Genomic DNA, 25,534 nt, shown 5'->3' with positions numbered 1-25,534 from the left:
GCCCGGGCGGCACCGGGGCCGGGGCGGCGGGGCCGGGGTTCACGGCTGGAAGCGGATCCCGCCGTCGAAGCGGATCGTCTCGCCGTTCACGTAGTCGTTCTCGATCAGGAAGCGCACCAGGTGCGCGAACTCCGCGGCCCGGCCGGCCCGCTTGGGGAAGGGGACGGGCGCGACCAGCTTGGCCTTGAACGCCTCGGCGGCCTCGCCCTCGCCGTAGATCGGCGTGTCGATGATGCCCGGGCAGATCGTGTTGACCCGGACGCCGACCGCCGCCAGGTCGCGGGCGGCGGGCAGGGTCAGGCCGACGATGCCCGCCTTGGAGGCGGCGTAGGCGACCTGGCCCGTCTGGCCCTCCAGCGCCGCGACGGACGCCGTGTTGACCACCACGCCGCGCAGGCCGTCGGCGTCGACGGGCACCGTCCGGGCGATCCGCGCGGCGCCGATCCGCAGCAGGTTGAAGGTGCCGACCAGGTTGACCCGGACGACGTTCTCGAACTGGCCGAGGTCGTGCGGGGCGCCGTCCCGCCCGACCGTCCGGGAGGCCCAGGCGATACCGGCGCTGTTGACGATGACGCGCAGCGGGAGGCCGGTGTCGACGGCGGCCTGGACGGCGGCCTCCACCTGCGCCTCGTCGGTCACGTCCGTCCTGACGAAGAGGCCGCCGACCTCGTCGGCCAGCGCCTTGCCCGGCTGCTCGCCGAGGTCGGCGATCACCACCTTGACGCCGTGGGCGGCCAGTTCGCGGACGGTGGCCGCGCCGAGTCCGCTCGCGCCGCCGGATACCACCGCGGAGATCCCGTTCGTGTCCATGGCTCGCAGTACCTTCTTCCAGGATCGTTTGGTCAGGGCCGGTCGGTGCCGGGCGCGTCGCGCCGGGCGGCGACGAGCCGGATGAACGTGTCGGCGGTCGAGTTGCGGTAGAAGTCGCGGGGCGCGATCCTCGGCAGCCCCCGCTCCTGCAAGGACCTGAGCACCCGCAGCACCAGCAGCGAATTGCCGCCCAGCAGGAAGAAGTTGTCGGCCATGGACACCTCGGCCCCCAGGTGGTGGCTCCAGACGCCCAGGACCTCCGCGGCGAGGTCGTCGGTCGCGGCCGTACCAGTCGCGGTGGCGTCGGCCCGACCGGCGGCGGCCGGTGGCGGGAGCCGGTCGAGGTCCGGTTTGCCGTTGGTGGTGAGCGGGACGGCGGGGATCCGGGTGAGCGTGGCGGGGACCATGTAGTCGGGCAGGATGCGGCGGGCGCTGTCGAGGATCCGTGCGGTGTCGGCGTCCCCGGCCTCCTGCGCTTCTCCGGCCAGGACGACGTAGGCGTCGATCCGGCTGCTCGCCGGATCGTCGGGAGCCGCCGCGGTGGCGACGACGACGGCCTCGCTCACCGCCGGGTCGGCGGCCAGCACGGCCCGGATCTCGCCCGGTTCGATCCGGTGCCCGCGGATCTTGACCTGCTGGTCCAGCCGTCCGAGGTGGTCGAGGCTGCCGTCGGGGCGCAGCCGCCCCTGGTCCCCGCTGCGGTAGAGGCGTTCGCCCGTCGCCTCGTCGGTGACGAACCGCTGGGCCGTGAGCTCCGGCCGGCCCAGGTAGCCCGCCGCGAGTCCGGCGCCGCCCACGTGGATCTCGCCCGCCGCCCCCGGTGGCAGGACGCGTCCCCGCGCGTCCCGGACGGAGACCGACCAGCCGGGCAGGGCGCGTCCGACCGAGCGGGAGCCGGCGACCACCTCGGCCGGGGTGATCGTCTGGGCGGTCACGTGCACGGTGGTCTCGGTGATGCCGTACATGTTCACCACCCGGCACCGGGTCGGGGAGTGCCCGGCGAACCAGGGGGCGAGCAGCGCCACGTCGAGCGGTTCGCCGCCGAAGACCAGCAGGCGCACCGACAGTTCGGCCTTCGCGGCCCGGTCCGCGCGGACGAGTTGGGCGAAGGCCGACGGGGTCTGGTTGAGGACGGTGACCCGCTGCTCGACCAGGAGCCGGTGGAACTCCTCGGGGTCGCGCGCCGTCCAGTGCGGGACGACGACGAGGCGTCCGCCGCTGAGCAGGCAGCCCCAGGTCTCCCAGACCGAGAAGTCGAAGGCGGTGGAGTGGAACAGCGTCCAGACGTCGTCGGGGCGCAGCGCGAAGTCCGGACCGGTCGCCGCCAGCAGGGCGGTCACGTTGCGGTGCGGGACGACCACGCCCTTGGGGCGGCCGGTGGACCCGGACGTGTAGATCACGTAGGCGTCGTCGGCGGGGGTCCCCGGCCGTCGGTCGCCGCCCCCGCCGGGCACGCCGAGGGCGCTCAGCTCGTCGAGGCCCACGACCCGGACGTCCGCGACGGCGGGGAAGGACTCCGCGCCGGCGACGACGAGGGGCAGTCGCGCGTCCTCGACGACGTACCGCAGCCGGTCCGCCGGGTAGCGGACGTCCATCGGGACGTAGGCGCACCCGGCTTTCAGGATGCCGAGCATCGCGACGACCACCGAGGCGTCGCGGTCCAGGCAGACACCGACCTTGCTCCCCGGGGCGACTCCGAGGGCGTGCAGGCCTGCCGCGACCCGGTCGGCGCGCTCGTCGAGCTGTCCGTACGTCAGCTCTCCGTGTTCGTCGGTCAGCGCCACCGCGTCGGGGCGTCGGCGGGCCGCCTCCTCGAAGCAGTCGTCGATCCGCCGGTCGGCGCCGGGGCCGGGGGCCCGGCCGGCGCCGCCCCGGCGCAGGACCCGGGCCGTCTCCTCCGGGGTCAGGGGCGGCAGCGTGGCCGGGACGGTCGTGCCGGAGTCGGCCGCGAACCGTGCGGCCAGCCGCTCGACCGAGGCGCAGAAGGTGTCGGCCACCTCCGGGGCGAGGACGCCCTCGTCGAACCAGCAGGACGCCTCGGCCGTGCCGTCGGGGTGTTCCAGGAGGTGCACGGTGATCGGGAAGACGGGCGTCAGGCAGGGCAGGTAGGTGCAGCCGTCCCAGGCCTCGGCGTGGACGACGCCGACCGCCGGGAGCTCCGGCCCGGGGGCCGGACCGGGTGCGAGGTCGGTTTCGGGTCCGGGTGCGGCGAGTCGGTCGGCGACGCTCTGCTCCTCGTCGATCTTCCGGGTGCTCAGGCGTGCGCGCTCCGCTCGTCCGCGTGCCACGTCGAGGTGCCCGATCGTCACGGTCTCCGTTCCGGCGTACCGGGCGACGGTGAGGGCGAGGGCCTCCAGGAGCAGCCGCGCGGTACGCGGTCCCCGGCCGGCTCCGGGGCCGGGCACGGCGAGCGGGCGGGCGCTGACGGTACCGCCGCGGTGCCGGTCCCCCAGGCCCCAGTCGGCCGGGGCGGGCGCGGCCCACGGGGTGGACGGGGTGGACGGCGCGGACTGCGCGTCGGCGGACGGCGGCTCCACCGCCGCCCCGGTGAGCAGGGCCCCGGCCAGCTGCTCCAGCAGGGCGCGCGGGACGAGGTGGCGCAGGGCGACGAGCACCAGGTCCGCGGTTCCGTCGGCGTACGTCAGCCGGACGGCGCGGAGCGGGGAGCGTTCGTCGTGGACCGGGCGCAGCAGCTCCCGCCGGGCCCGCGCGGCGGCCCCCGGGTCGTCCCGGGTGGTCGCGACCCTGGTCTCCCAGAGCCGGGGCGAGCCGAGTTCCGGCAGACGGCGGGCGGCCTGCGCCAGCCGTCGGCCGGTGTCGTCCGGGCCGGGCGTGCCGGGCAGCCGGGCGATCACCCCGTGGCAGGCCCGCCCCTGCGCGGGCAGCCGCAGGCCGGACGGCAGCCCGGGGTGCGCCCGGTCGTGGCCGGTGCCGGTGGGCGGTCCGGCCACGGGTGGGGGCGGCGTCGCTTCGGTCTGTGCAACCACGGTCGGCCTCCTGCCGAGCTCTGGGCGGTCCGGTGCCGTCACCGGGTGACGAAGCCGCCGTCGACGGTGAGGACCGTTCCGGTCACCCGGCGGGAGTCGTCCCCGGCCAGCCAGAGCGCCGCCCCGGCCACGTCGGCGGGTTCGACGAGCGCGTTCATGGGCTGGTCGCGGAGGAAGGCCTCCTCGTGGCCCTCCGGCGGCAGGTCGAGGGAGCGGGCGATCTCGGTGAGCATCCGGCCCTCGACCAGCGGGTCGTCGCGCACCGAGCCGGGGCAGAGCGCGTTGACCCGGATCCGGTGGGGCGCGTAGTCCAGGGCCGCGGCCTTGGTCAGGCCGATGAGTCCGTGCTTGGCGGCGACGTACCCCGCGAAGTAGCGGTAGCCGACCAGTCCGGCGGTCGAGGAGACGTTGATGATGCTCCCGGACCCCTGCTCGACCATCCCCGGCGCGACCGCCCTGATCATCCGCCAGGCGCCGGAGAGGTTGACGTCCAGCATGAGCGCCCAGTCGCGCTCGCTGGTCTCGTGCACCGGGCGGCCGGACGGCGCCGCGATGCCGGCGTTGTTGACGAGCACGTCGATCCGGTGGAAGCGCTCCAGCGCCCGGCCGACCGCCTCCTGCACGCCCGCCGGGTCGCGCAGGTCGACCGCGGCGGTGACGACCGCGCTGCCGTGCTCCTCGCACAGCTCGGCCGTGTGGTCCAGCTGGCTGCGGCTGCCCAGCGGGTAGTCCACGCCGTCCAGGTCGCCGGCGAGGTCGAGGAGCACCAGGTCGGCGCCCTCGCGGGCGAAGCGGAGGGCGCACGCGCGGCCGAGCCCGCGGGCCGCTCCCGTGATCACGGCGGTCCGGTCCGTCAGCTGCATGTCCGCGCTTCCTCCGTCCCCTGCCCGGTGCGGCCCCGGGCGACGGCCCGCAGCAGGGCTTCGGGCGAGTCGACCAGGTACATGTGGCCGCCGGGCAGTTCGAGGTAGCGGAACTCCCTCTCGGTGACGTCCTGCCACTGCCGGGCCTGCGCGGCGGTGACCAGGTCGTCCTCGGCGCCCCGCAGCGAGGTGACCGGGACGCGCAGGGGCTCGGTCGTGCTCGGCGCGTAGTCCTCGTGCATGGCGACGTCGGCGCGGAGCACCGGCAGCAGGACCTCCCGCAGGTCCGGGTCGTCGAAGGCCTCGTGCCGGTAGCCGGCGAACTCCTGGACGCGGGCCAGGAATTCGGTGTCGTCCAGCCCGGTGGCGCGGGCCTCGCGCCCGTTCGACGGGCCGGGTGAGCCGCTGACGTACAGGTGCTCCGGGCCGCCGTCGCCCTGCCGGTCGAGGGCGAGCGCGATCTCGTAGCTGAGCACGGCGCCGAGGCTGTGGCCGAGGAGCGCGAACCGCCGGCCTTCGGTGAGTTCGGCGATCCGGGGGGCGAGCAGGGCGACGGCCTGGGCCACCTCGGTGAGCGGTTCGTCCAGGAACAGCTCCTCCCGCCCGGGCAGTTGGACCGGCAGCACCGTCAGGCCGGGCACCGCGAGGTCGGCCCAGGCGCGGTAGAAGCCGGCCCCGCTCCCGGCGAAGGGCAGGCACACCAGGGTGAGTCGCTCGGTCGGCATGGTCTCCTCGTTCTCTCCGGTGGTCAGCACGTGAGGAAGGTCCGGACGCCCCGGGACCGCTCGGGTGCCGGAAGGCCCCGCTTCTCCACGAACTTCTTGAGGTAGTTCGCGCCTTCGGTGCCGCCGGAGCCGGTGAGCTCGGGGGTCAGGTACCGGACGGCGAAGCCGTAGTGGCGCCCGCGCCAACGGCGGAGCACCCGTAGCAGTGCGTCGAGGTGGCGGTCCATCTCGCCGTCCCCGGCGGCCCGCACCCGGGCGCCCTGGGCCTGCCACTCCTCGGCGAGGATCCCGCGCAGCTCGGCCAGGTGCCCGTACTCCGCGAGGACCTTCTCCTTCTCCGGGTCCAGGCCGTAGAGCACGATCTCCATGGCGTGGTAGTTCATCGACTGCACGGCGCTGGCGTCGCCGGTCTCCGCCCGGAACTCCATGAAGCGCTCGGGCGACATCGTCCACAGCGCGCTGAACACGCCGTTCAGCAGTTCGGCCGTCAGCACGGCCTGGCGGAGCCTGGTCCGGGCCTCCCGCCGGTCGCCCGCGCAGGTCTCGGCGGCCCGCAGCACGAGGGCGCGGACCAGGAAGAAGACCATCTCGCAGGCGTGCACGGAGCGCAGGAAGAGGTGCTCGTCGTGCTTGTCGGACTGCGGGAAGCCGGTGCACTCGGCCAGTACGAAGCGGTTCCAGCGCGCCCGCGGGTCGTTCTCCCGGGCGCGCAGCGCCTCCCCCAGCGGGACCGCCCCGGCCGGGTCGAAGGTCAGTTCCGCCACCCGGTCGAGCGGGGCCCGCAGCCGCTGCTGCCGCTCCGCCGAGGTCGCGGGGTCGATCGCTCCGGCCGGGGCGGCCCGCTCCACTGCGAGCAGGGCGGTCAGCGAGACCGCCAACGCCTCGGCGGCGCCGGTCAGTTGGTCGTCCGGCCGCTGGTCCAGGAACCAGTCGAAGACGTGCAGGTCGGTATAGCGGTAGTACCTCGGTATGTCCGTCGTCCGGCTGAACGGCCGGGTCAGCAGTCCGAGCAGTTCCGCCTCGCCGTCCGCCTCCCCGTCGGCGGGCGGCGGGGGCCGGTCGTGGTACCCGGCCAGCTCGTCGAGCCGTTCGGGTGCGAGCGCCGCGCGGCCGCGCTCCCGCTGGATCCTGACGATGTGTGCGCAGTGTTCCGGTAAGCGCGGTTCCACGGGGTCACCTCCGGTGGTTCGACGAGGGGTTGGGGCCGGGCCCGGACGGGGCCTACGACCGGCGGGCCGTCACGAGGTGCTTGTCGCCGTCGGAGCGGCGCACCTCGCAGGCGGTGAACCCGGCGGCCTCCAGCAGTCCGGCGTACTCCCGGGCCGAGCGGTGCCGCCCCTGGGTCTCCACGTGCATCGACAGGTTCATCACGGCGGCGCCGAGCGGGCCGTCGCGGTCCTCGTCGAACAGCCGGTCCATCACCAGCACCCGGCCGCCGGGCGCGCAGGCCCGGTGGGCCGAGCGCAGCAGGTCGAGGCAGGTGGCGTCGGACCAGTCCGACAGGACGTAGCCGAAGGCGAAGCAGTCGCCGGGGGGCAGCTCGTCGCGGAAGAAGTCCCCGGCCCGGAAGTCCAGCCGGTCGTCGAGTCCGTGCTCGCTCCGCTTGGCCTTGAGGAACGGCTCGACCTCGGGCAGGTCGAACACGGTGGCCCGCAGGGCCGGGTGGCGGCGCAGCGCGGCGACGGCGAAGGGGCCGTTGGCCCCGCCGACGTCGACCAGCCTGGTCACCGTGCCCAGGTCGGCGAGTTCGGCCAGGCGGTCGGAGGCGTGGTGGCTCAGCTGCCACATGGCCGCCAGGAACCGCTCGGTCGACGCGCCGTCCCGGTGGATCCTGGCGAACGCGTCCGGGAGGTCCGCGTCCACGGCGTCCTTGCCGCGGGTCAGGTAGGCGTCCAGCAGCTCCAGTTGGCGGGCGGCGTCGGTGACCAGGTGCTCGACGAAGCCGCCCAGGTAGCGGGGGCCGTCGGGGGCGAGGAAGTCGGCCGTCCCGGCGGGGAGTTCGTACCGCCCGCCGCCGGCGTCGGCGAGCAGTCCGGAGATCTTGAGCAGCAGCATCAGCCGTTCCAGCGTCTCGGCGTCGAGCCCCAGTTCGGCGGCCGCGGCGGGTGCGGTGGCCGGGCCGTGGCGCAGCAGGTGGGTGAAGACGCCGTGCCGGTCGGCCAGCCGCAGGGCGTGGGTGGCGTGGATGCCGTAGAGCGCGTTCTCCAGGGGAGGCGGGATCATGTCGTCACTCCGATCGTCACGGCGAAGAAGTCGTCGACCTCGGCGGCGATCCGGTCCAGGGCCGGCTTGCGGAGCAGGCTGCCGTGGTTGCCCTCGACCCGCCGCAGGGTCAGTGCGGCGGGCAGGCCCCGCCAGCCGTTGTGCTCGTCGTCGAACAGCGCCGGGGCGACTTCGTCCCGGTCGGTGGGTTTGAACAGCAGGACGGGGAAGCCGGCCGCCGTCGCGCAGCTCGCCCGCAGCAGCCGGTCGCTCTCCCGGGCGTCCTTCTCCATGAAGCGGTCGACGTGCTGGCCGTGGCGGCGCTGGTGTTCCAGCACCTCGTCGATGTCGAGGGCGGCGAGCGCGGCGGCGCGCGGCCCCCAGTTGTGGGCGTCGAGGATCACGACTCCGGCGACCCGCTCCCCCGCCCGCTCCAGGACCCGGCCGATCTCGTAGGCGAGCGTTCCGCCGAAGGACCAGCCCAGCAGCCGGTACGGGCCGGCGGGTTGCCGGCCCCGCAGCAGCCGGGCGTACTCCTCGGCCATCTCGCGCAGCGTTGCGTAGCGGTGCTCCAGGTCGTCGAGGTGGGGGTGGTTGACGCCCACGCAGCGCGCGGAGCGCAGCAGTTCCGCCAGCGGCTGGTAGCAGTACGCGGTGCCGCCGGCCGGATGGATCGCGAAGACGGGCGGTTCGCCGTCGGCCGGTGCCGTGGCGGCGCCGTTGCCGAGGTCGGGAAGGTCGAGCAGGACGGGCAGTTGCGGCGGGGTGCCGCCGGCCCGGCCGACCAGTTCGGCGAGCCGCTCGACGGTGCGGCCGTGGAAGACGTCGGCCACCCGGACCTCCGTGCCGAACTCCCGCTGGACCTCCCGGGCCAGCCGGACGGCGAGCACCGACGTCCCGCCGGAGGCGAAGAAGTCGTCCCGCAGGCCCGGCGCGGCCCCGCCGAGGACGGTGCGCCAGAGCCGCCGCAGCGCGTACTGCACCGGGGTCATCATCACCGGGTCGTCCGGTCGGGCGGCGGTCGTCCGCTCGGCCGCCAGTGCGCGCAGCGCGGCGGTGTCCACCTTGCGGTTCGGGGTGAGCGGCAGCTCGGCGAGGACGAGGTACTGGGACGGCCGCAGGTACTCGGGCAGCTGCTCCTGCGCCCGGCGGCGGGCGGCCTCGGCCAGTCCGTCCGCGCCCGGGCCGTCGGCGTCCGGGCCGGTCTGCTGGAGGAAGGCGACCAGCCGGGCGTGCGCCCCGGAGCCGACGGCGGTGACCACCGCCCGTTCCACACCGGCCAGTCGGGACAGCGTCGCCTCGACGTCGCCCGGTTCGATCCGGAAGCCGCGGATCTTCACCTGGGCGTCCTGGCGGCCGAGGAACTCCAGGGTGCCGTCGGCGCGCATCCTGGCCAGGTCGCCGGTCCGGTAGAGCCGCTCGCCGGTCTCCGGGTCGGTGCCGAAGGCCGCCGCGTCCAGGTCGGGGCGCCCGAGGTAGCCGACCGCGAGCCCGGCCCCGGCCAGGTGCAGCATCCCGACGACGCCCCGGGGCACCGGCCGGCCGGAGGCGTCCAGGACGGACGCCCGGGTGTTGGGCAGGGGGCGGCCCAGGTGCACGCGTTCGTCGCGGACCAGCCGGGCCGCCGTGCTCCAGATGGTGGCCTCGGTGGGGCCGTAGACGTTCCACGCGGTGCCCGTCCGCTCGGTGAGCCGGTCGGCGAGCGGTTGGGGCAGGGCTTCGCCGCCGACGACCGCGGTGAAGTCGCGGGGCGCGGCCCATCCGGTGTCGAGCAGGCCCTGCCAGGTGGCCGGGGTGGCCTGGAGGACGTCGGCCCGGTGCTCCTCCAGCCACGTCCGCAGGGTGTCCGGGTCCCGCTGGGCCTGCTCGTCCGCCACGATCACGGTGCCCCCGGCGGTGAGCGGGAGGAGCAGTTCCAGGACGGAGATGTCGAAGGCGGTGGTGGTGATCGCCAGCAGCCGGTGGCCCGGGCCGGTGCCGAGCACCTCGGCCATCGCCCGCAGGGAGTTGGCCAGGCTCCGGTGGGAGACCACCACGCCCTTGGGGCGGCCGGTGGAGCCCGAGGTGTAGATCGTGTACGCGACCGCGTCGGGCCCCGGCCCGGTGGGCCTGGTCGGCCCGCCGGCCTCAATGAGGTCAGCCCCGCCGGGGCGGGTGAGGTCCGCCCAGCCGACGCAGGACAGCCCGGCGGCGCCCGGGTCGCCCAGCGCCAGGCGGGCGCCGCAGTCCTCGACGACGTGCGCCGTGCGCGCGGCCGGGTGGGCCGGGTCGACGGGGACGAAGGAGGCGCCGGCCCGCAGGATCCCGAGCAGCGCGGCGGGCAGCCGGCGGTCCCGGGGCAGGGCGACGACCACCGGGTCCCCGGGGCGCACGCCGTGCCGGTGCAGGCCGGCGGCGACCCGGTCGGCCAGGTCGGACAGTTCGCGGTAGCCGAGCCGTCCGGTCGCGTCCTCGACGGCGGTGCGCCCGGGGTCGCGGCGCACCCACCCGGCGACCAGGTCCGTGACCGGCTCCGGCCCGTAGGCGCGGACCGGTCCGGAGCCGAGGCGGCGCAGTGCGGCGCGGCGCGCCGGGGGCAGCAGGTCGAGGTCGCGGACCGGGCCGTCGGGCCGGGAGAGGACCGACCGCAGGAAGGTCTCGAAGCCCTCCAGCCACTGCGCCACGGTGTCCGGCGCGAGGATCGCGGTCGCGTGGTCGGCCCGCAGGTAGGGGCCGTCGACGCCGCCGGTCTGGACGTGCAGGGAGAGGTCGAACTTGGCCGTGTCGGCGTCCAGGGTGAGCAGTTCGGCGGTGGCCCCGGCCAGGTCGAACGGCGCGGGGAGCCGGTCGGCGAGGGTGAACATGGTCTGGAAGACCGGGGTGCGGCCGAGGTCGCGGGCCACGTCCAGGTGGTCGACCAGCAGCTCGAACGGCAGGTCCTGGTTCTCCTGGGCGGTGACGACGGTGTCCCGCGCCCTGGCGACCAGGTCGGTGAAGCGTTCGGTGCCCTCGTGGCGCAGCCGCAGGGCGAGCGAGTTGGCCATCAGCCCGACCAGCCGGTCGCTGCCCACGTAGTGCCGGCCGGCCACCGCCGTGCCCACCACGACGTCCTCGCTGCCCGCCATCCGGCCCAGCCACACCTGGAACGCCGTCAGGTACAGCACGAACTCGGTGACCCCGCAGTCGGCGGCGAGCTTCCGCAGCCCGGCGCTGAGCCCCTCCGCCAGCGGGCGGGTCACGGTGGCGCCGCGGTAGTCCTGCTCGGGCGGCCGGGGGTGGTCGGTCGGCAGCTCCAACCGCTCGGGGGCGCCGTCGAGTCGGGACTTCCAGTGGGCCAGCTGCTGGTCGAGCCGGTCGGAGCCGATCTCCCGCTGCCAGCTGGCGTAGTCGACGTAGCGCAGCGGCACCGGCGGCAGGTCCTCGCCGCGGGAGAGCGCGGCCAGTTCCGCCAGCAGCTGCTCCACCGACCAGCCGTCGACGGCGATGTGGTGCAGGCAGAGCAGCAGGACGGCGTGCTCCTCGTCCAGGGCCACCAGCCGGGCCCGCAGGTTCTCCCCGGCCGTGAGGGCGAACGGCCGCGCCAGGTCGGCGGCGGCCAGGCGGCGCCACTCCCGCTCGCCCTCGGGCCGGTCGAGGCCGCGCAGGTCGCTGACCGCGACCCGGACCGGCGCGGCCGCCAGGACCCGCTGGACGGGCCGGCGGTCGGTCTCGACGTACGCCGTGCGCAGCACCTCGTGCCGGTGCACCAGCGCGGTCAGCAGCCGCCCGACCTCCTCGGCCGACACCCGCCCGGTCAGCCGCAGGGCCAGCGGCACGTGGTAGGCGGGGTTGCCGTCGGTGAGCCGGTCCAGGAACCACATCCGGGCCTGGGCGAAGGACAGCGGCCACTCCGGCCGGTCGGTGGCCCGCGGCAGGGGCTCGGCCGGAGCCCGGCGCGCCGCCGGGTCCACGGCGTCCCGGGCGGCCAGTGCCTCGTCCACGGTCTCGGCGAGGTCGCGCAGCGTGCTGCGCTCGAAGAGCCGGCGGACCGGCAGGTCGATGCCGAAGCGGGCGCGGATCGCGTGGCCGACCTTGACCACCAGCAGCGAGTTGCCGCGCAGCAGGAAGAACGAGTCGTCCGGGCCGACCGTCTCCACGCCCAGCAACCCGCGCCAGATCCCGGCCAGTTCCCGCTGGGTGGCGGTGCGCAGCGCGGAGGCGTCCGGGCCGAGCAAGCTGTCGGCCCCGGGGCGGGGCAGGGCCCGCGGCCGGAGGGTCAGGCTGCGCGGGTTCAGCGGCAGTTCGTCGAGCAGGACGTACGCCTCGGGCACCGGGTGGGGTCCGAGGCGCTCGGCCAGGTGGTCGCGCAGCTCCAGCCGCAGCCGGGCGCGGGCCTCCTCGCCGATGGGGGCCTTGCCCGCGGGCACCACGTAGGCGGTGAGCCGGGGGCCGTCGGTGCCGACCGGGGCGGCGGTCACCGCGGCGTCCCGCACCGTGCGGTGGGTGCGCAGGGCCGAGGCGATCCGGTCCGGGTCGACCCGGTGGCCGCGCAGTTCGGTCCGGTCGCCGCGGCGGCCCTCGAACACCAGGTTGCCGTCGGGCAGGAACCGGCCCAGGTCGCCGGTGCGGTGAATCCGAGCCGGAGCCCCGTCCGGGCCGTTCGGGCTGTCCGGGTGGCCGGGCGTCAGGCCCCCGCCGGGTGCCAGGCCCTCGCCGGAGACGCCGATCTCGCCGACCAGGCCGGGCGGGAGCGGACGGCCGGCCTCGTCCAGGACGTGGATCCCGACGCCGGGCAGGGCCGTGCCCACCGTCCGGGCGGGGAACCCGGGCCGGTGGACGAAGCTGGTGCTCGTCACCGTGGCCTCGCCGACGCCGTAGGTGTCGGCCACCACGGGCACCCGCGCCGCCCACCTGGTCAGCAGCTCGGGCGGGGACGGCTCGCCCCGCAGCAGCAGCACCCGGACGGCGGGCAGGGCGTCGTCGGGCAGCGCCGCGGCGAGGGAGGGCGGCAGGGCGACCACGGTGGCGCCGGGCTCGCGCAGCGCCGCGACGACCTCGGCCGGGCGGTCGTGGACGTCCCGGGTCGGCGGGAGCCGCAGCGCGGCGCCGTTGGCGAGCGCGCCCGCCCACTCCCCGACCGAGGCGTCGCAGTCGGCGGCGGCGAGCTGGAGGACGACTTCGCCCGGCCCGACCCCGAAGGCCTCCCGGTGGTGGGCGGCGAGGTTGACCAGGCCGCGGTGCGCCAGCCGGACCGCCTTGGGCGGCCCGGTGGTTCCGGAGGTGAACACCAGGCAGGCCGGGGCGTCGGGGTCGACGTCCAGCCCGAGGTCGGTGCCGTCCAGCGCGGCGAGTTCCGGTTCTGTCCGCTCCCAGAGCAGCAGCGGGACGCCCGGGAGGGGGTCGGCCGCCAGGGCCTCGTGCGCCAGCAGCAGCGCGGCCCCGGCGACGGCCTCACCGACCTCCCCGGCCTCGCTGTCGCCCGGGTCGACGGACAGGTAGCAGGCGCCGGCCTTGGCCGTCGCCAGCCAGGCGACGACCCGTTCGACCGAGCGCTCCATCCGCAGCGCGACGACGTCGCCGGGCCCGATCCCGGCGGCGCGCAGCCTGCGGGCGAGCCGGTTGGCGGTGGCGTTGAGCCACCCGTAGTCCCAGGTGCGCTCGCCCCGGTGCAGCGCGACCACCCGCGGGCCGGTGGCGGCCCAGTGTTCGACCGCCTGGTGGACGGTGCGCGACCGCGGCGGCTCGGGCCGGGGCCGCGACCACGCGGCCATCCGGCGGCGCTGCCGCTCGGAGACCAGCGAGGCCGATTCGACCGGCTGGTCGCAGTCCTCGGCCATCGCCGTCAGGCAGGCGACGTAGCTCTCGGCGAACTCGGCGACGGAGTCCTCGTCGTAGAGCTCGGCCGGGTACTCCAGGCGGAGCTCGATGCGGCCGTCCCGCTCCCCGGCGAACAGCATCTGGTCGAACCTGACGGCGATCTCGGGGGCCGGCCGCAGCTCCGTCTCCAGGCCGTCCAGGACGAGCGGCGGCCCGCTCTCCCCCCAGGTGAACAGCGTCTGGCAGAGCGTGGGCACGTGGGGCTCGCGCTCGGTGGCGACGGCGTCGACGATCTGCTGGTACGGCACGTCGGCGTTGGCCATGGCGTTCAGCAGCCGGTCGCGCACCTGGGTCAGGGCGTCGGCGAAGCTCGCGCCGGGGGCGAGGGTCAGCCGCACCGGCAGGGTGTTGGTGAGCAGGCCCACGGTGTCGCCCAGGCCCGGGCGCAGCCGGTTGACCACCGGCACCGTGCCGAGCACGTCGGTGGTGGCGCCGAACCGGGCCAGCAGGGCGAGGTAGGCCGTCATCAGCGTCATCGCGGGGCTGGCGCGGCGTTCCTCGCCGAGCCCGCGCAGTCGGGCGCTGAGTTCCGGGGAGAGGCCGAAGTCGTACCGCCGGGCCTGCCCCGACCAGGAGTCGCGGCCGCGTTCGAAGGGCAGGGTGAGCCGCTGCGGAGCACCGGCCAGGGACTTCTTCCAGAACTCCGACTGCCGGGTCAGGTCGGCCGGTTCGCGCTCGACGTCCTGCGCGAATGGGGTGCCGGGGGGCGGGAGTTCGGGCTCCCGGCCGTGCACGGCGGCGCTGTAGGCGGCGGCCAGTTCGCGCAGCAGGATGCCGATCGACCAGCCGTCCACCAGGAGGTGGTGCACGCAGAGCGCGAACCAGTGGCGGTCCGGCCTGGTCCGGGCCAGCGCGGCCCGGACCAGCGGCCCCCGGTCGAGCGCGAAGGGCTCCCGGAAGAACGCGGCGAGCCGTGCCTCCCGGTCCGGTGCGGACAGCTCCCGCCAGTCGAGTTCGGCGACCGGCACCTCCGGGTCGCCGCTGTCCTCGGCGTGGGGTTCGCCGTCCGCCTCGGGGAACTGCCAGCGCAGCACGGCGTGCCGCCGCAGCAGGGTGCGCAACGCCTCGGCCAGGGCGGGGAGTTGCGGGGTGCCGCGCAGTTCCAGGAGCACCGGGAGGTTGTAGGTGCCCGGTGCGGGGGCGATCCGCTCGGCCAGCCAGAGCTGCCGCTGGAAGCGGGAGACCGGCTGACGCCGGGTCCGGGTGGGTGCGCCGGTCATCGGGTCTGCCCCTTGTCGTCGATCAGCTGCGCCAGTTCCGCCACCGTGGGGTGGTCGAACACGTCCCGGACCTCCAGCTCGGTCCCGAACTCCTCGTACACGGCGGTGACGAGTTGGACGGCCTTGAGCGAGTGGCCGCCGTGGCGGAAGAAGTCGTCCTCGGGCCCGAGCCGTCGGCCCTCCAGGACCGTCTCCATCAGCCCCTGGAGGCGCTGCACGGTCGAGCCGGCCCCCGGGGAGGGCTCCTCCGGCGCCGGGGCCGCCTCGGGCCGGGGCAGCCGCGCCGCGTCGACCTTTCCGCTCAGGGCCCGGGGCAGGGCGTCGACCTGGCAGAGCCAGGCGGGGACCATCGCGTCCGGCAGGGTGGCCCGCAGCCGGTCCCGCAGCGCGTCCGGGTCGAGCGGTCGCGCCGCGACCAGGTAGCCGAGCAGCCGGACCTCGCCCGACCCGCTGTCGGCGACCACCGCCGCCTGGTCGACGCCCGGCAGGTCGAGCAGCCGGGCGCGGACCTCGCCGGGCTCGACCCGGACGCCGCGGACCTTCACCTGCTCGTCGAGCCGGCCGAGGAACTCCAGCAGGCCGTCGGCCGACCAGCGGCCCCGGTCGCCGGTGCGGTACAGCCGGGTGGGGCGGCCGCCGATCACGGTCTCGACGAACGCGGCGGCGGTCTCGCCGTCCCGCCGGTGGTAGCCCTCGGCCAGTCCGACGCCGCCGATGCAGATCTCGCCGCTGCCGCCGGGGGGCACCGGCCGGAGCCGCTCGTCGAGCAGCCGGACCTCGGTGTTGCGCACGGGCAGCCCGATGGTGGCGGCGCCGCGCCGCCCGTCGACGGGGAAGGCCGTGGCGGTCACGGTGGCCTCGCTGGGCCCGTAGAAGTTGAACATCCGGGCCCGGCCGGACCACCGGTCGATCAGGCTCTGCGGGCAGCTCTCCCCCGCGACCACCAGCACCTGGAGGTCGGGCAGGGCGTGTGGGGGCAGGGTGGCCAGCACGGTCGGGGTGAGCGCGGCCAGGTGGACCGGCGGGTGCCGGTCCGGGTGGTGCAGCCGGTTGACCACCTCGGCGGCGGAGTCCGCCACGATGCTGAGCGTCGCCCCGTTGAGCAGCGCCGTGGTCCACTCCCAGACCGAGCCGTCGTGCCCGCAGGACGCCAGGGAGAGCACGTGGCGGCCCGGTCCGACCTCGTAGTGGTCGTGCTGGGAGAGCGCCAGGTTGACCACGCCGCGGTGCCGGATCCGCACGCCCTTGGGCTCGCCGGTGGAGCCCGAGGTGTGGACGATGTAGGCCAGGTCGTCGGGGCCGGCCGCGGTGGGCAGGGGGCCGTCGTCGAGGTCGGCGCCCGACCGTTCGTCCAGCACCAGGCAGGGGCCGTCGGTGGTCGGGGCGGCGTCGGCCCGGTCGGTGACGACCAGGTCGGGCGCCAGGTCCGCCAGCAGGGCGGCGATCCGGGCGGGCGGGTTGCCGCCGTCGATCGCCGCGTAGCAGCCGCCGGTCTTGAGCACGGCCAGGTAGGTGGCGAACAGGTCGGCCGTACGGCGCAGGCGGACGGCCACCACCCGCCGCGGTCCGGCCCCGTGGGCGAGCAGCAGCCGGGCGATCCGGTTCGCCCGGGCGTCCAGTTCGCGGTAGGTGAGCGTCTCCCGGCCGCCGTCGCCGGAGCGGATCGCGCACACGTCGGGGTGCAGCCGCGCCATCTCCTCGAAGCGCTCGGCGACGGTGGTCTCCGGCAGCGGGCGGTGCGGGCCGCGGCGGCCCCCGGTGCGGTCCTGTTCGGCGGCGTCCAGTACGGCGGTCAGCTCGTCGAGGCGCGCCCCCGGGTCGGTGGCGGCCGCGTCCAGCAGCAGCAGGAGTTCGTCGAGCCAGCGGTGCGCCGTCCCGGGCAGGAAGAGCCCGGTCGCGTACTCGACGGTGAGCTCCCGCTCTCCGCCGCGCGGCCGCAGCAGCACGCTGACCTCGTAGCGGGCGACGGTCGACTCCAGCGGTACGGGGACGGCTCCGGGCAGGGTGGCGGCCCGGTCGGCGCTCTCGTGCACGAAGGTGGTCTGGAAGAGCGGGTGCCTGCCGGAGCGGCGGTCGAGGCCGAGCGCGTCGACCACGCTCTCGAACGGCACCTCCCGGTGCTCGTGGGCGGCCAGCAGGCGCTCCTGCACCGCCCGGGCGTGCTCGCCGAAGGTGCTCCGCGCCGCCCGGTCGACGCGCAGGGCCAGCATGTTGGCGAAGAATCCGATCAGCCGTTCCAGGTCCGGGTGGTGGCGGGAGTCGACGGGGGTGCCCACCACCAGGTCGTCCTGGCCCGTGCTGTGGGACAGCCAGGCCGTGTAGGCCGCCAGGTGGAAGGCGAAGGGCGTGACGCCGAGGGTGCGGCAGTGCTCCTCGATCCGGGCGGCCAGTCCGGGCGGCAGCGGCCGGCTGACGCTGGATCCGGTGAAGTCCTGCCGGGCGGGCCGGGGCAGGTCGGCCGGCGGCACCGAGGTGGCGGGCGCCCCGGACAGCGTCCGGTGCCAGAAGTCGACCCGCGCGGTGGCGGCCCGCTGGGTGGCGGGCTCCTGCTGCCAGGCCGCGTAGTCGGCGTACTGGAGCGCCAACTCGGGCAGTTCGGGCGCCTGTCGGTCGCGTTCGGCCCGCTGGGCGAGGTCGAGCTCGGCGGCGAAGACGCCGACCGACCAGCCGTCGGAGACGATGTGGTGCAGCGCGCTGAACAGCAGGTGGCGGTCCTCGGCCAGCCGGAGCACGTGAAAGCGGAACAGCGGGCCGTGGGCCAGGTCGAAGCGGTGCCCGGCCAGTTCGCGCAGCCGCCGGTCGGCGTACGCCCGCCGGTCGGCCTCGTCCACGCCCGGGCAGTCCTCGACCTCCAGGTCGACGGGCATCCGCGCGTGGACGACCTGCTCGATCCGCCCGTCGGCGATCCGGAAGGTGGTCCGCAGCACCTCGTGCCGGTCCACGATCCGCTGCACGGCCCGGCGCAGCAGCGGCCAGTCCGTCGCCCCCTCGATCAGGACGGCCGAGGGCATCGCGTAGACGGCGCCGCGCAGTTCGGGCGGGGCGAGCTGCTCGGCGAACCACAGGCGCTGCTGGCCGGAGGAGGCCGGTGCCCGGGTGGCCGAGCGCCGCCGCAGGGCCGGGGTCCGGTCCGCCGCCGCCACCGTCGCCGCCGGGCGGTCGGCGCGGGCGGCCTCGATCAGCCCGGCCTGCCCGCCCACGTCGGGGTGCAGGAAGATGCCGCGCAGCTGGAGTTCGACCCCGAAGACCTCCCGGACGCGGTTGAGCAGGAGCGTCGCGGTCAGCGAGTGGCCGCCGAGGGCGAAGAAGTCGTCCTCCGGCCCGGGCGTGACCCCCAGCAGCTCGGCCCACAGCCGGGCGACCGCCTGCTCGGTGGCGCCGTACGGCCGCCCGTCGCCCGCAGGCCGCGCGGGCCGCTGCGCCGCGGCCGCCGCCGGGGCGGGCAGCCGGCCGCGGTCGACCTTCCCGTTGCGCGACAGCGGCAGCTCGCCGAGCACCAGGTAGTGCTCGGGGACCATGTACGGGGGCAGCCGGCGCTCCAGCGCCGTCCGGGCCAGCCGGGCGAGCACCCGGCGGAACGGGACGGCTTCGCTCGGCCGCGGGTCGGCGCGCTGGGCGTCGGCCACCGGACCGGCGAAGAAGGCGTGCAGGACCTCGCCGCCGCCGGCCGCGGCCCGGACGATCCGGTCGCCGGTCGGGTCGAGTTCGCCGATCGAGCAGCCGCCGAGCCCGTGGTGGTGGCCGGTGTCCGCGAGCCGCTGCACCAGCCGGCCGGCCGCCGACTCGGCTGCCCCGGGCTCCCGTTCGGCCCCGAGTGTGGGACCGCCGGGCGTGGGACCGCCGGGCGTGGGGCCGCCGGACGTGGGGCCGCCGGACGTGGGGCCGAGCAGGAACACGGCGGCCGTCGCGCCCTGGTAGATCGACCAGTTGTCCGGGTTGCTCAGGTCGGGTGCGGGCTCCGGCCCGGCGAAGCCGGCCCAGCGGCCGCCCTCCCAGCGGTGCCAGCCCGCCGACAGTCCGCCGCCGGCCCCGGCCGGGACAGCGCCCGGCCTGACGTGCACCAGCACGGTGAGGCCGTCCGGGAGCACCTCGTCCACGGCGCCACCGGCCGCCTCGTCCACCGGGCCGGGTTCCAGCACGCCCAGCAGCCGGCAGTCCGGGCTCTCCAGCACCAGCGGGGCCAGCCCGCCCGCCTCGCGGTCCTGCCGCAGCCGCCAGGCCGCCCCGGTCGCGTCGCTCACCAGCTGAGCCATCGACCCGGCCTCGACCGCCGCGTAGCGCAGGCCCCGCCCGCCGTACTGCGGCTCGATCGCCGAGCCCTTGGCCACCAGCAGCAGGGCCGGGCCCCGGCCGCCGTGGGCGGCGCGCCAGGCGGCCGCCGCCTCGCCGGAGCCCACCCGGACCCACCCGTGCCGGACGGGGTCGAGGTAGAACACCCCGGCGGCCAGACCCTCGGCGTCGCGGTCACCGACCAGGTAGGTCCGGACGGGGTACAGCGAGCCCGCCGACCCGTAGCGCCGCCGGGGCAGGGCGGAGCCCTCGACCGGACGGGCCAGCAGCGGGCGCACGGCGGCGGCGACCGAGCGGTCGTCGCCCGGCGCGGGGCGGGGTGCCAGGGCCCCGGTGAGCCAGTCGGCCAGTGCCCGGGGGTCCGGCTCGGCGCCCTCGAAGGCCCGGAAGCTCTTGCGCGCGCTCAGCGCCGCGTCGGCGTCGGCGCTGTCCGTGCCGCTGCCGAGGGGGTGGAGTTCCCCGTCGAGGACGCGCAGCCCGGGCTGTGCCAGCCGGAACTCGACCGCCGCGGCCGCGGCCTCCTCGTCCTCCTCCGGCAGGTCGACGTGCAGGTACGCGGCGAGCCGCGGGGTGCGCCCGTCCGGCCTGACGACGTGCGCCAGGCCGTGCCGCACGCCCGGGAGCCCGGCCAGGTGGTGCTCGATCTCGCCGAGCTCGATCCGGTGGCCGCCCACCTTGACCTGGAGGTCGTCGCGGCCCAGGAACTCGATGTCGCCGTTCGGCAGGTAGCGGCCGCGGTCGCCGGTGCGGTAGAGCCGCTCGCCGGTGTCGGGGTGGACGACGAAGGCCGCCGCCGTCCGCTCCTCGTCCCGCCAGTAGCCCCGGGCCAGCCCGGTGCCGCCGATGTGGAGGTCGCCGGGCACGTGGTCGGGGCGGGGCCGCAGGGCCCGGTCCAGGACGTGGAAGGTCTGGTTGCGCAGCGGCCGTCCGTAGGGGACGCTCGCCCACCCCGGGTCGACCCGGTCGATCTCGTGGGCGATCGACCAGATCGACGCCTCGGTGGCGCCGCCGAGGCCCACCGTCCGCGCGTCGCGGAACACCTCCGACACCCGGCCGGGCAGCTCGGTGGGGATCCAGTCCCCGCTGAGCAGCACCAGCCGCAGACTGTGCGCCAGCCGCTCGCGGAACTCGTCCGGGCGGCCGCTCACGGCCGCCGTGAACATCTCCATCGACATCGGCACCGTGTTCCACACCGTGACCCGGTGGTCGAGGACCCAGTCGGCCCAGCGCGCCGGTTCGCGGACCTGGTCGTCCGGCGGGACGACCACCGCGCCGCCCGCGGCGAGCAGGCCGAAGACGTCGTAGACGCTCAGGTCGAAGCCCAGCGCGGAGAGCGCCAGGACCCGGTCCCGCGGGCCGATCCCGTAGCGGTCGTTGATGTCCAGGACGGTGTTCACCGCGCCCCGGTGGTCGATCATCACGCCCTTGGGCTCGCCGGTGGACCCCGAGGTGAAGATCAGGTAGGCGAGGTCGGCGGGCGTCCGGCACGCCGGCGGGGCGCTGACGTCCTCGCCCTCGGCGACCGGTGCGAGCAGGTCCTCGTCCACCGGCAGCACCGGGGCTCCGCCCGGGGCGCACCGCCCGGCCGGCCCGGTGACCCGGGCGAGCCGGTCCGGGTCCGCCAGCACGCCGCCCACCTCGGCGCGGCGCAGCAGGTCCTCGATCCGCTGCTGCGGCGACCCGGCGTCGACCGGCAGGTAGGCCGCGCCCGCCTTGAGCACCGCCAGGCAGGCCACCACCTGGCGCCAGCCCTTGCCGGCCAGGACGGCCACCCGCCCGCCCGGCTCGACGCCCGCGGCCGTCAGGCGCCGGGCGGCCCGGTTGGCGGCGGTGTCGAGCTGCCGGTACGTCAGGGTGCGGTCCTCGGCGACCACCGCGACGGCATCGGGGCCGCTCGCGGCCCGGTCCTCGAAGAGCTGGTGGAGCAGCCGGTCCGACTCCGGCCCGGCGGTGTCGTTGACCACGGCCCGGCGTTCGGCCTGGGCCTCGGGGAACGGGGTGAGCCGCGTACGGTCCCAGGCCCGCTCGTCCCGGGCGAGGGCGCGCAGCGCGGCGCAGTACGCCTCGTGCATGTCGCGCACCAGGCCGTCCGGGAAGAGCCCCGCCACGTGGTCCCAGCAGAGCACCAGCTCCCCGCGGGACTCGTAGACCTGGTGGTCCAGCCAGACCTGCGGGGTCTGGGTGATGTTGAAGACCTCGTCGGGGAAGAGGCTCTCCCAGCCGTCCGCCTCTCCCTCGCCGCCCAGCAGGCAGGTGAACACCACCGGCATCAGCGGTCCCCCGTCGAGCCCCCGGGTGCGCGCCAGTTCGCGCAGCACGCGGACGCCGCCGAAGTGGCGGTGGTCGAGGTCCTCCCAGAGCCGGCCCTGGGTCCGGCCCGCGCGCTCGGCGAACGGGACGTCCGGCTCCGACCAGTCCAGCTCCAGGAGGTTCACCGAGGTGAAGTCCCCGGCGATCGCGTTGATCCGGGGGTGGACCGGCAGCCGGTTGAAGAGCGTCGTGGTGACGGTGAAGTGCGGTTCGGCGCTCCAGGTGGCGAGGGTGTCGGCGAAGGCCGCCGCCAGGACGGCCGACAGCGACAGGCCGCGGCGCTCGGCGCGTTCGCGCAGGGCGCGCAGGTCGGCGGCGGGGAGCCGGCGCTGCACGCGGTCGAAGCGGCGCGGCCCGGTCGGGGCGGTCGCCGCCAGGGGCAGCGCCGGGGCGGCGGGCAGGGTGTCCAGCCGGCCCGTCCAGTAGTCCCTGGAGCGGCGGAAGGCCGCCGTGCCGGCGAACTCCCGCTCCGCCAGCACGTAGTCGCGCACGCTCAGGTCCAGCGCGGGCAGTTCGGCGTCCTCGTCGCGGTAGAGCCGGGCCCACTCGTTGAGGACGAGGTTCAGGCTCCACGCGTCGAGCCCCAGGGCGTCCAGGCTGAGGTGCAGCCGGTGACGGTCCGGCAGCCGGCTCGCGGCGATCTCGAACAGCGGCCAGCGCTCGCTGGGCAGCACCTGGTGCGCCATCCGGTCGCGGGTGGCCGCGAGCGCCCGCTGCGCCTCCGCCGGGCCGTGCCCGGCCAGGTCGGCCACCGCGATGCGGTACTCCGGGACGTGGGGCAGGATCCGCTGCCGGCCCTCCGCCACCACCAGCCGCAGTGCCTCGTGCCGGCGCACCAGCCGGTTGAACGCCCGCTCCAGGCGGGCGACGTCGAGGTCCGGCACGTCGTACTCCACGTAGCAGTGGACCGAGACCTCGCCGAAGTCCAGCGCGCCCGTCCGCCCCACCCAGTACGCCTGCTGCACGTCGGTCAGCGGGAAGGGCTCGTAGCGCCGCTGCGGGTCGGCGACGATCCGCGGCAGCGCCGGGCCGTCCGGGTCGGCGGGCCCGCCGGCCGCCGACCGGGCCTCGTCCAGCCACCGGGCCAGCGCGGTCGCCGTGCCGCACTCGAACAGCGCGCGGACGGGGCAGGGCCGGCCGGACCGGTCGGCGATCCTGGCGGCGGCCTGGGTCGCGAGCAGCGAGTGCCCGCCGTGGTCGAAGAAGTCGGCGTCGGCGGGGACGGAGTCGACGCCGAGGGTCTCGGCGAACACCCCGGCGACCAGCTTCTCGGTCGGGGTGCTCGGCTCCACCCCGGCGGCACGGTCCGCCGGACGCGGCGCGGGCAGCCGGTCGTGGTCGACCTTCCCGTTGGCGGTCAGCGGGAACGCGTCCAGCAGCACCACGTGGGCGGGGACCAGGTGGAGCGGCAGCCGGGCGCGCAGCGCGCCGGTCAGGGCGGCTTCGGTGGTTCGGGCGTCAACGCCGGCGCCGGCCCCCGGCGCGTCGGCCCCCGGCTCCGGCACCACATGGGCGACCAGCCGCCCGTCGACGGCGGTGACCAGCGCCTCCCGGACCCCGGGCAGGGCCAGCAGCGCGCGCTCCACCTCGCGCAGCTCGATCCGGTAGCCGCGGATCTTCACCTGGCGGTCCTTGCGGCCGACGAACTCGACCCGGCCGTCGGCGGTGCACCGGCCCAGGTCCCCGGTGCGGTAGAGCCGCTGCGCCCCGACCCCCGGCAGGACCGCCTCGAAGAACGCGGCCTTGTCCAGCTCCGGCCGCTTCCAGTAGCCCCGGGTGAGCCCCTCGCCGCCGAGGCAGATCTCGCCGACCGCCCCCGGGAGCACCGGCCGGCCGCCCTCGTCGAGCACCACGACCAGGCTCCGGCTGTGCGGCACACCGAGGTCGACCGGGTGCGAGCGCTTCGTCACCGGGTCGTGGACGAGCCGGTGCGCCGTCCACACCGCCGCCTCCGCCGGGCCGTACTCGTTGAACAGCGCCACCCCGCCGAGCAACACCCGGTGCCGCTCGGCGAGTTCCTCGCCCCACGCCTCGCCGCCCACGATCACGGTGTGCAGCCGGAGCCCGTCGGGGACGCCGTGCCGGGCGAAGTGGTCCAGCAGCTGCTCGTAGGCCGCCGGGGTCTGGTTGAGCACGCCGACCCGGTGCCGGACCAGGTGGTCGGCGAACTCCTCCGGGGCCCGGGCGACCGTCGGCGGGACGGGGCTCAGCACCGCGCCGTGGCTCAGCGCGCCCCAGATCTCCCAGACCGAGAGGTCGAACGCGCAGGAGTGGAACAGGGTCCAGCAGTCGTCCGGCCCGAAGGCGTACAGCGGATCGGGGTCGGGGAAGAGCCGGGTGACGCTGCGGTGGGTGATCGGCACGCCCTTGGGCTCGCCGGTCGACCCGGAGGTGTACACCAGGTAGGCCATCGCGTCCGCGCCGACGGACACCCCGAGGTCGGCCGACCCGAGCGCCTCGATGCCCCGGCGCACGGCCGGGTCCGCGGGGACCAGCACCTCGGCGCCGCCCGCCACGGTCGCGCGCAGCCCGGGCGTGGTGACCACGACCGCCGCGCCCGCGTCGGCCAGCACCGACCGGATCCGCTCGCCCGGGTGGTTCACCTCGACGGCGAGGTACGCCGCCCCGGTCTTCACCACCGCGACCATCGCGGTCACCAGCTCGGGCCCGGTCGGCAGCGCGATCCCGACGACCGCGCCGGGCCCCGCGCCGCGCGCCACCAGGGCCCGCGCCAAGCGGTTGGCCCGCTCGTTCAGTTCGCGGTACGTCAGGTCGCCGTGCTCGCCCCGGAGCGCCGGGGCGTCCGGGGTGCTCCGCGCGAACCGCTCGACGTACTGGTGCAGCAGGACGTCCCGGTCGTGCGGCAGGTCCGCGCCGCTCAGGGACCGGACCCGCTCGGCCACCACCGCCGGTTCCTCCAGCGGGAGTTCGCCCACCGGCCGGGCCGGGTCGGCGACCGCCCCGGCCAGCAGCCGGGCGTAGTGCTCCGCCATCCGCCGGACGGTGGACTCGACGAACAGGTCGGTGGCGTACTCGAACTCCAGGGCGTAGCCCCGCCCGGTCTCCTCGGCCACCAGCGACAGGTCGAACTTGGCGTGCCCGGTCACCGGACGGCGGCCGGTGGCCGTCACCCCGTCCAGCTCCAGCCCGCTGCGCCCGGCCCCGAGCGTGGAGCGGCCCTCCTCCAGCAGCACGAACAGCGTCTGGATCAGCGGGCTGCGGCTGAGGTCCCGCGCCACCCCCAGCTCGTCGACCAGCAGGTCGAGCGGGATGTCCTGGTGGTCGTGGGCGTCCAGGGTCGTCTGCTTGACCTGCTGGAGCAGCTCGCGGAAGCCCTGGCCCCGGTCGACCCGCAGGCGCAGCGGGACGGTGTTGGCGAAGTAGCCGATCACGCCCTCGGTCTCGGGCTGCGAACGGCCGGCCGTGGGGACGCCCACCACGAGGTCCGGGGACTGGGCGTAGCGGTGCAGCAGGACGGCGTACCCGGCCAGCAGCACCATGAAGGGCGTGACACCCTCGCGCGCGCCGAGGCGGCGGACCTCCTCGGACAGCGTGCGGGGCAGCCGGGTCCCGAACAGCCGGCCCGCGTCGGAGGCCACCGCCGGGCGCGGCCGGTCCGTCGGCAGGGCGAGCAGGTCGGGGGCGCCGTCCAGCCGCTCCTTCCAGAACCGCAGCCCGCGCGCCAGGCGTTCGTCCGACAGCTGCTCGCGCTCCCAGAGCACGTAGTCGCCGAACTGGATCTCCGGCTCGGCGAGTTCGGTGGGCTCGGCGGGTTCGGCGGGTGCGGCGGGTGCGGCGGGTGCGGCGAGGGCGCTGACGCCGCCGCGCACCGCGCGGTTGTAGTGGTGCCCGAGCTCCCGGGTGAAGATCCCCAACGACCAGCCGTCGCCGACCAGGTGGTGGAACACCGCCGCGAGGACGTGCGCGCGCGGCCCGACCCGCAACAGCCGCACCCGCCACAGCGGTCCGGCCGCCAGGTCGAAGGGGCGCCCGACCAGCCGCAGCAGCTGCGCGTCGACGTCGGCCTCCGCGGGGACCACCGCGAAGTCCACCACCGCGCGCTCGTGGACGAGTTGGCGCGGCTCGCCGGCCCGGTCGGGGAAGGTCGAGCGCAGCGCCTCGTGCCGGTCGGCGACCTCGCCGAGCGCCGTTCGCAGCGCGTCCTGGTCCACCGGGCCGTCCAAGGTGACGAACAGCGGCAGGTGGTAGGTCGCCCGCCCCGGGAAGAGCTGCTCCAGGAACCACAGGCGCGACTGGGCGAAGGACAGGGGAAGAACGTCAGGCTGCATCGG

At 76.1% G+C, this 25,534-nt stretch carries 8 protein-coding genes; all 8 read right to left on the bottom strand.

The annotated features are described in order from the left end of the window. Positions 1-39: 39 nt before the first annotated feature. From ACFXOZ_RS04155 to ACFXOZ_RS04120, 8 genes are read right to left on the bottom strand one after another with little or no spacing between them, the layout of a single operon-like run. Positions 40-810 carry an SDR family oxidoreductase gene (locus ACFXOZ_RS04155; RefSeq protein WP_380587275.1) on the bottom strand — a complete coding sequence of 257 codons (771 nt, stop codon included), beginning with the start codon at positions 808-810 and terminating at the stop codon, positions 40-42. Between the two features lie 32 nt (positions 811-842). Continuing rightward, positions 843-3,797 carry an amino acid adenylation domain-containing protein gene (locus ACFXOZ_RS04150; RefSeq protein ID WP_380587272.1) on the bottom strand — a complete coding sequence of 985 codons (2,955 nt, stop codon included), beginning with the start codon at positions 3,795-3,797 and terminating at the stop codon, positions 843-845. A 38-nt stretch (positions 3,798-3,835) separates the two neighbouring features. Further along, positions 3,836-4,660, bottom strand: a complete 825-nt coding sequence (locus ACFXOZ_RS04145) for a mycofactocin-coupled SDR family oxidoreductase (RefSeq protein ID WP_375890312.1) — start codon at positions 4,658-4,660, stop codon at positions 3,836-3,838. Beyond that, entirely contained in the window at positions 4,651-5,415 is a 765-nt protein-coding gene (locus ACFXOZ_RS04140) for a thioesterase II family protein (protein WP_380587269.1), read from the bottom strand. The genes ACFXOZ_RS04145 and ACFXOZ_RS04140 overlap by 10 nt, the downstream gene beginning before the upstream one ends. Next, positions 5,409-6,554, bottom strand: coding sequence for a tryptophan 2,3-dioxygenase family protein (locus tag ACFXOZ_RS04135; RefSeq protein ID WP_380587266.1), 1,146 nt, complete (start codon positions 6,552-6,554; stop codon positions 5,409-5,411). Before ACFXOZ_RS04135 ends, ACFXOZ_RS04140 begins: the two co-directional genes overlap by 7 nt. A 52-nt stretch (positions 6,555-6,606) precedes the next feature. Continuing rightward, positions 6,607-7,608, bottom strand: coding sequence for a methyltransferase (locus ACFXOZ_RS04130; RefSeq protein ID WP_380587263.1), 1,002 nt, complete (start codon positions 7,606-7,608; stop codon positions 6,607-6,609). Next, positions 7,605-14,642, bottom strand: coding sequence for an amino acid adenylation domain-containing protein (locus tag ACFXOZ_RS04125; RefSeq protein WP_380587260.1), 7,038 nt, complete (start codon positions 14,640-14,642; stop codon positions 7,605-7,607). Before ACFXOZ_RS04125 ends, ACFXOZ_RS04130 begins: the two co-directional genes overlap by 4 nt. Continuing rightward, positions 14,639-25,531, bottom strand: coding sequence for an amino acid adenylation domain-containing protein (locus ACFXOZ_RS04120; RefSeq protein ID WP_380587257.1), 10,893 nt, complete (start codon positions 25,529-25,531; stop codon positions 14,639-14,641). Before ACFXOZ_RS04120 ends, ACFXOZ_RS04125 begins: the two co-directional genes overlap by 4 nt. Between the last annotated feature and the right edge of the window lie 3 nt (positions 25,532-25,534).

The sequence above is a fragment of the Kitasatospora sp. NPDC059160 genome, from assembly GCF_042755465.1.
Lineage (GTDB): Bacteria > Actinomycetota > Actinomycetes > Streptomycetales > Streptomycetaceae > Kitasatospora.
This window is presented reverse-complemented; position numbering and strand designations above follow the sequence as displayed.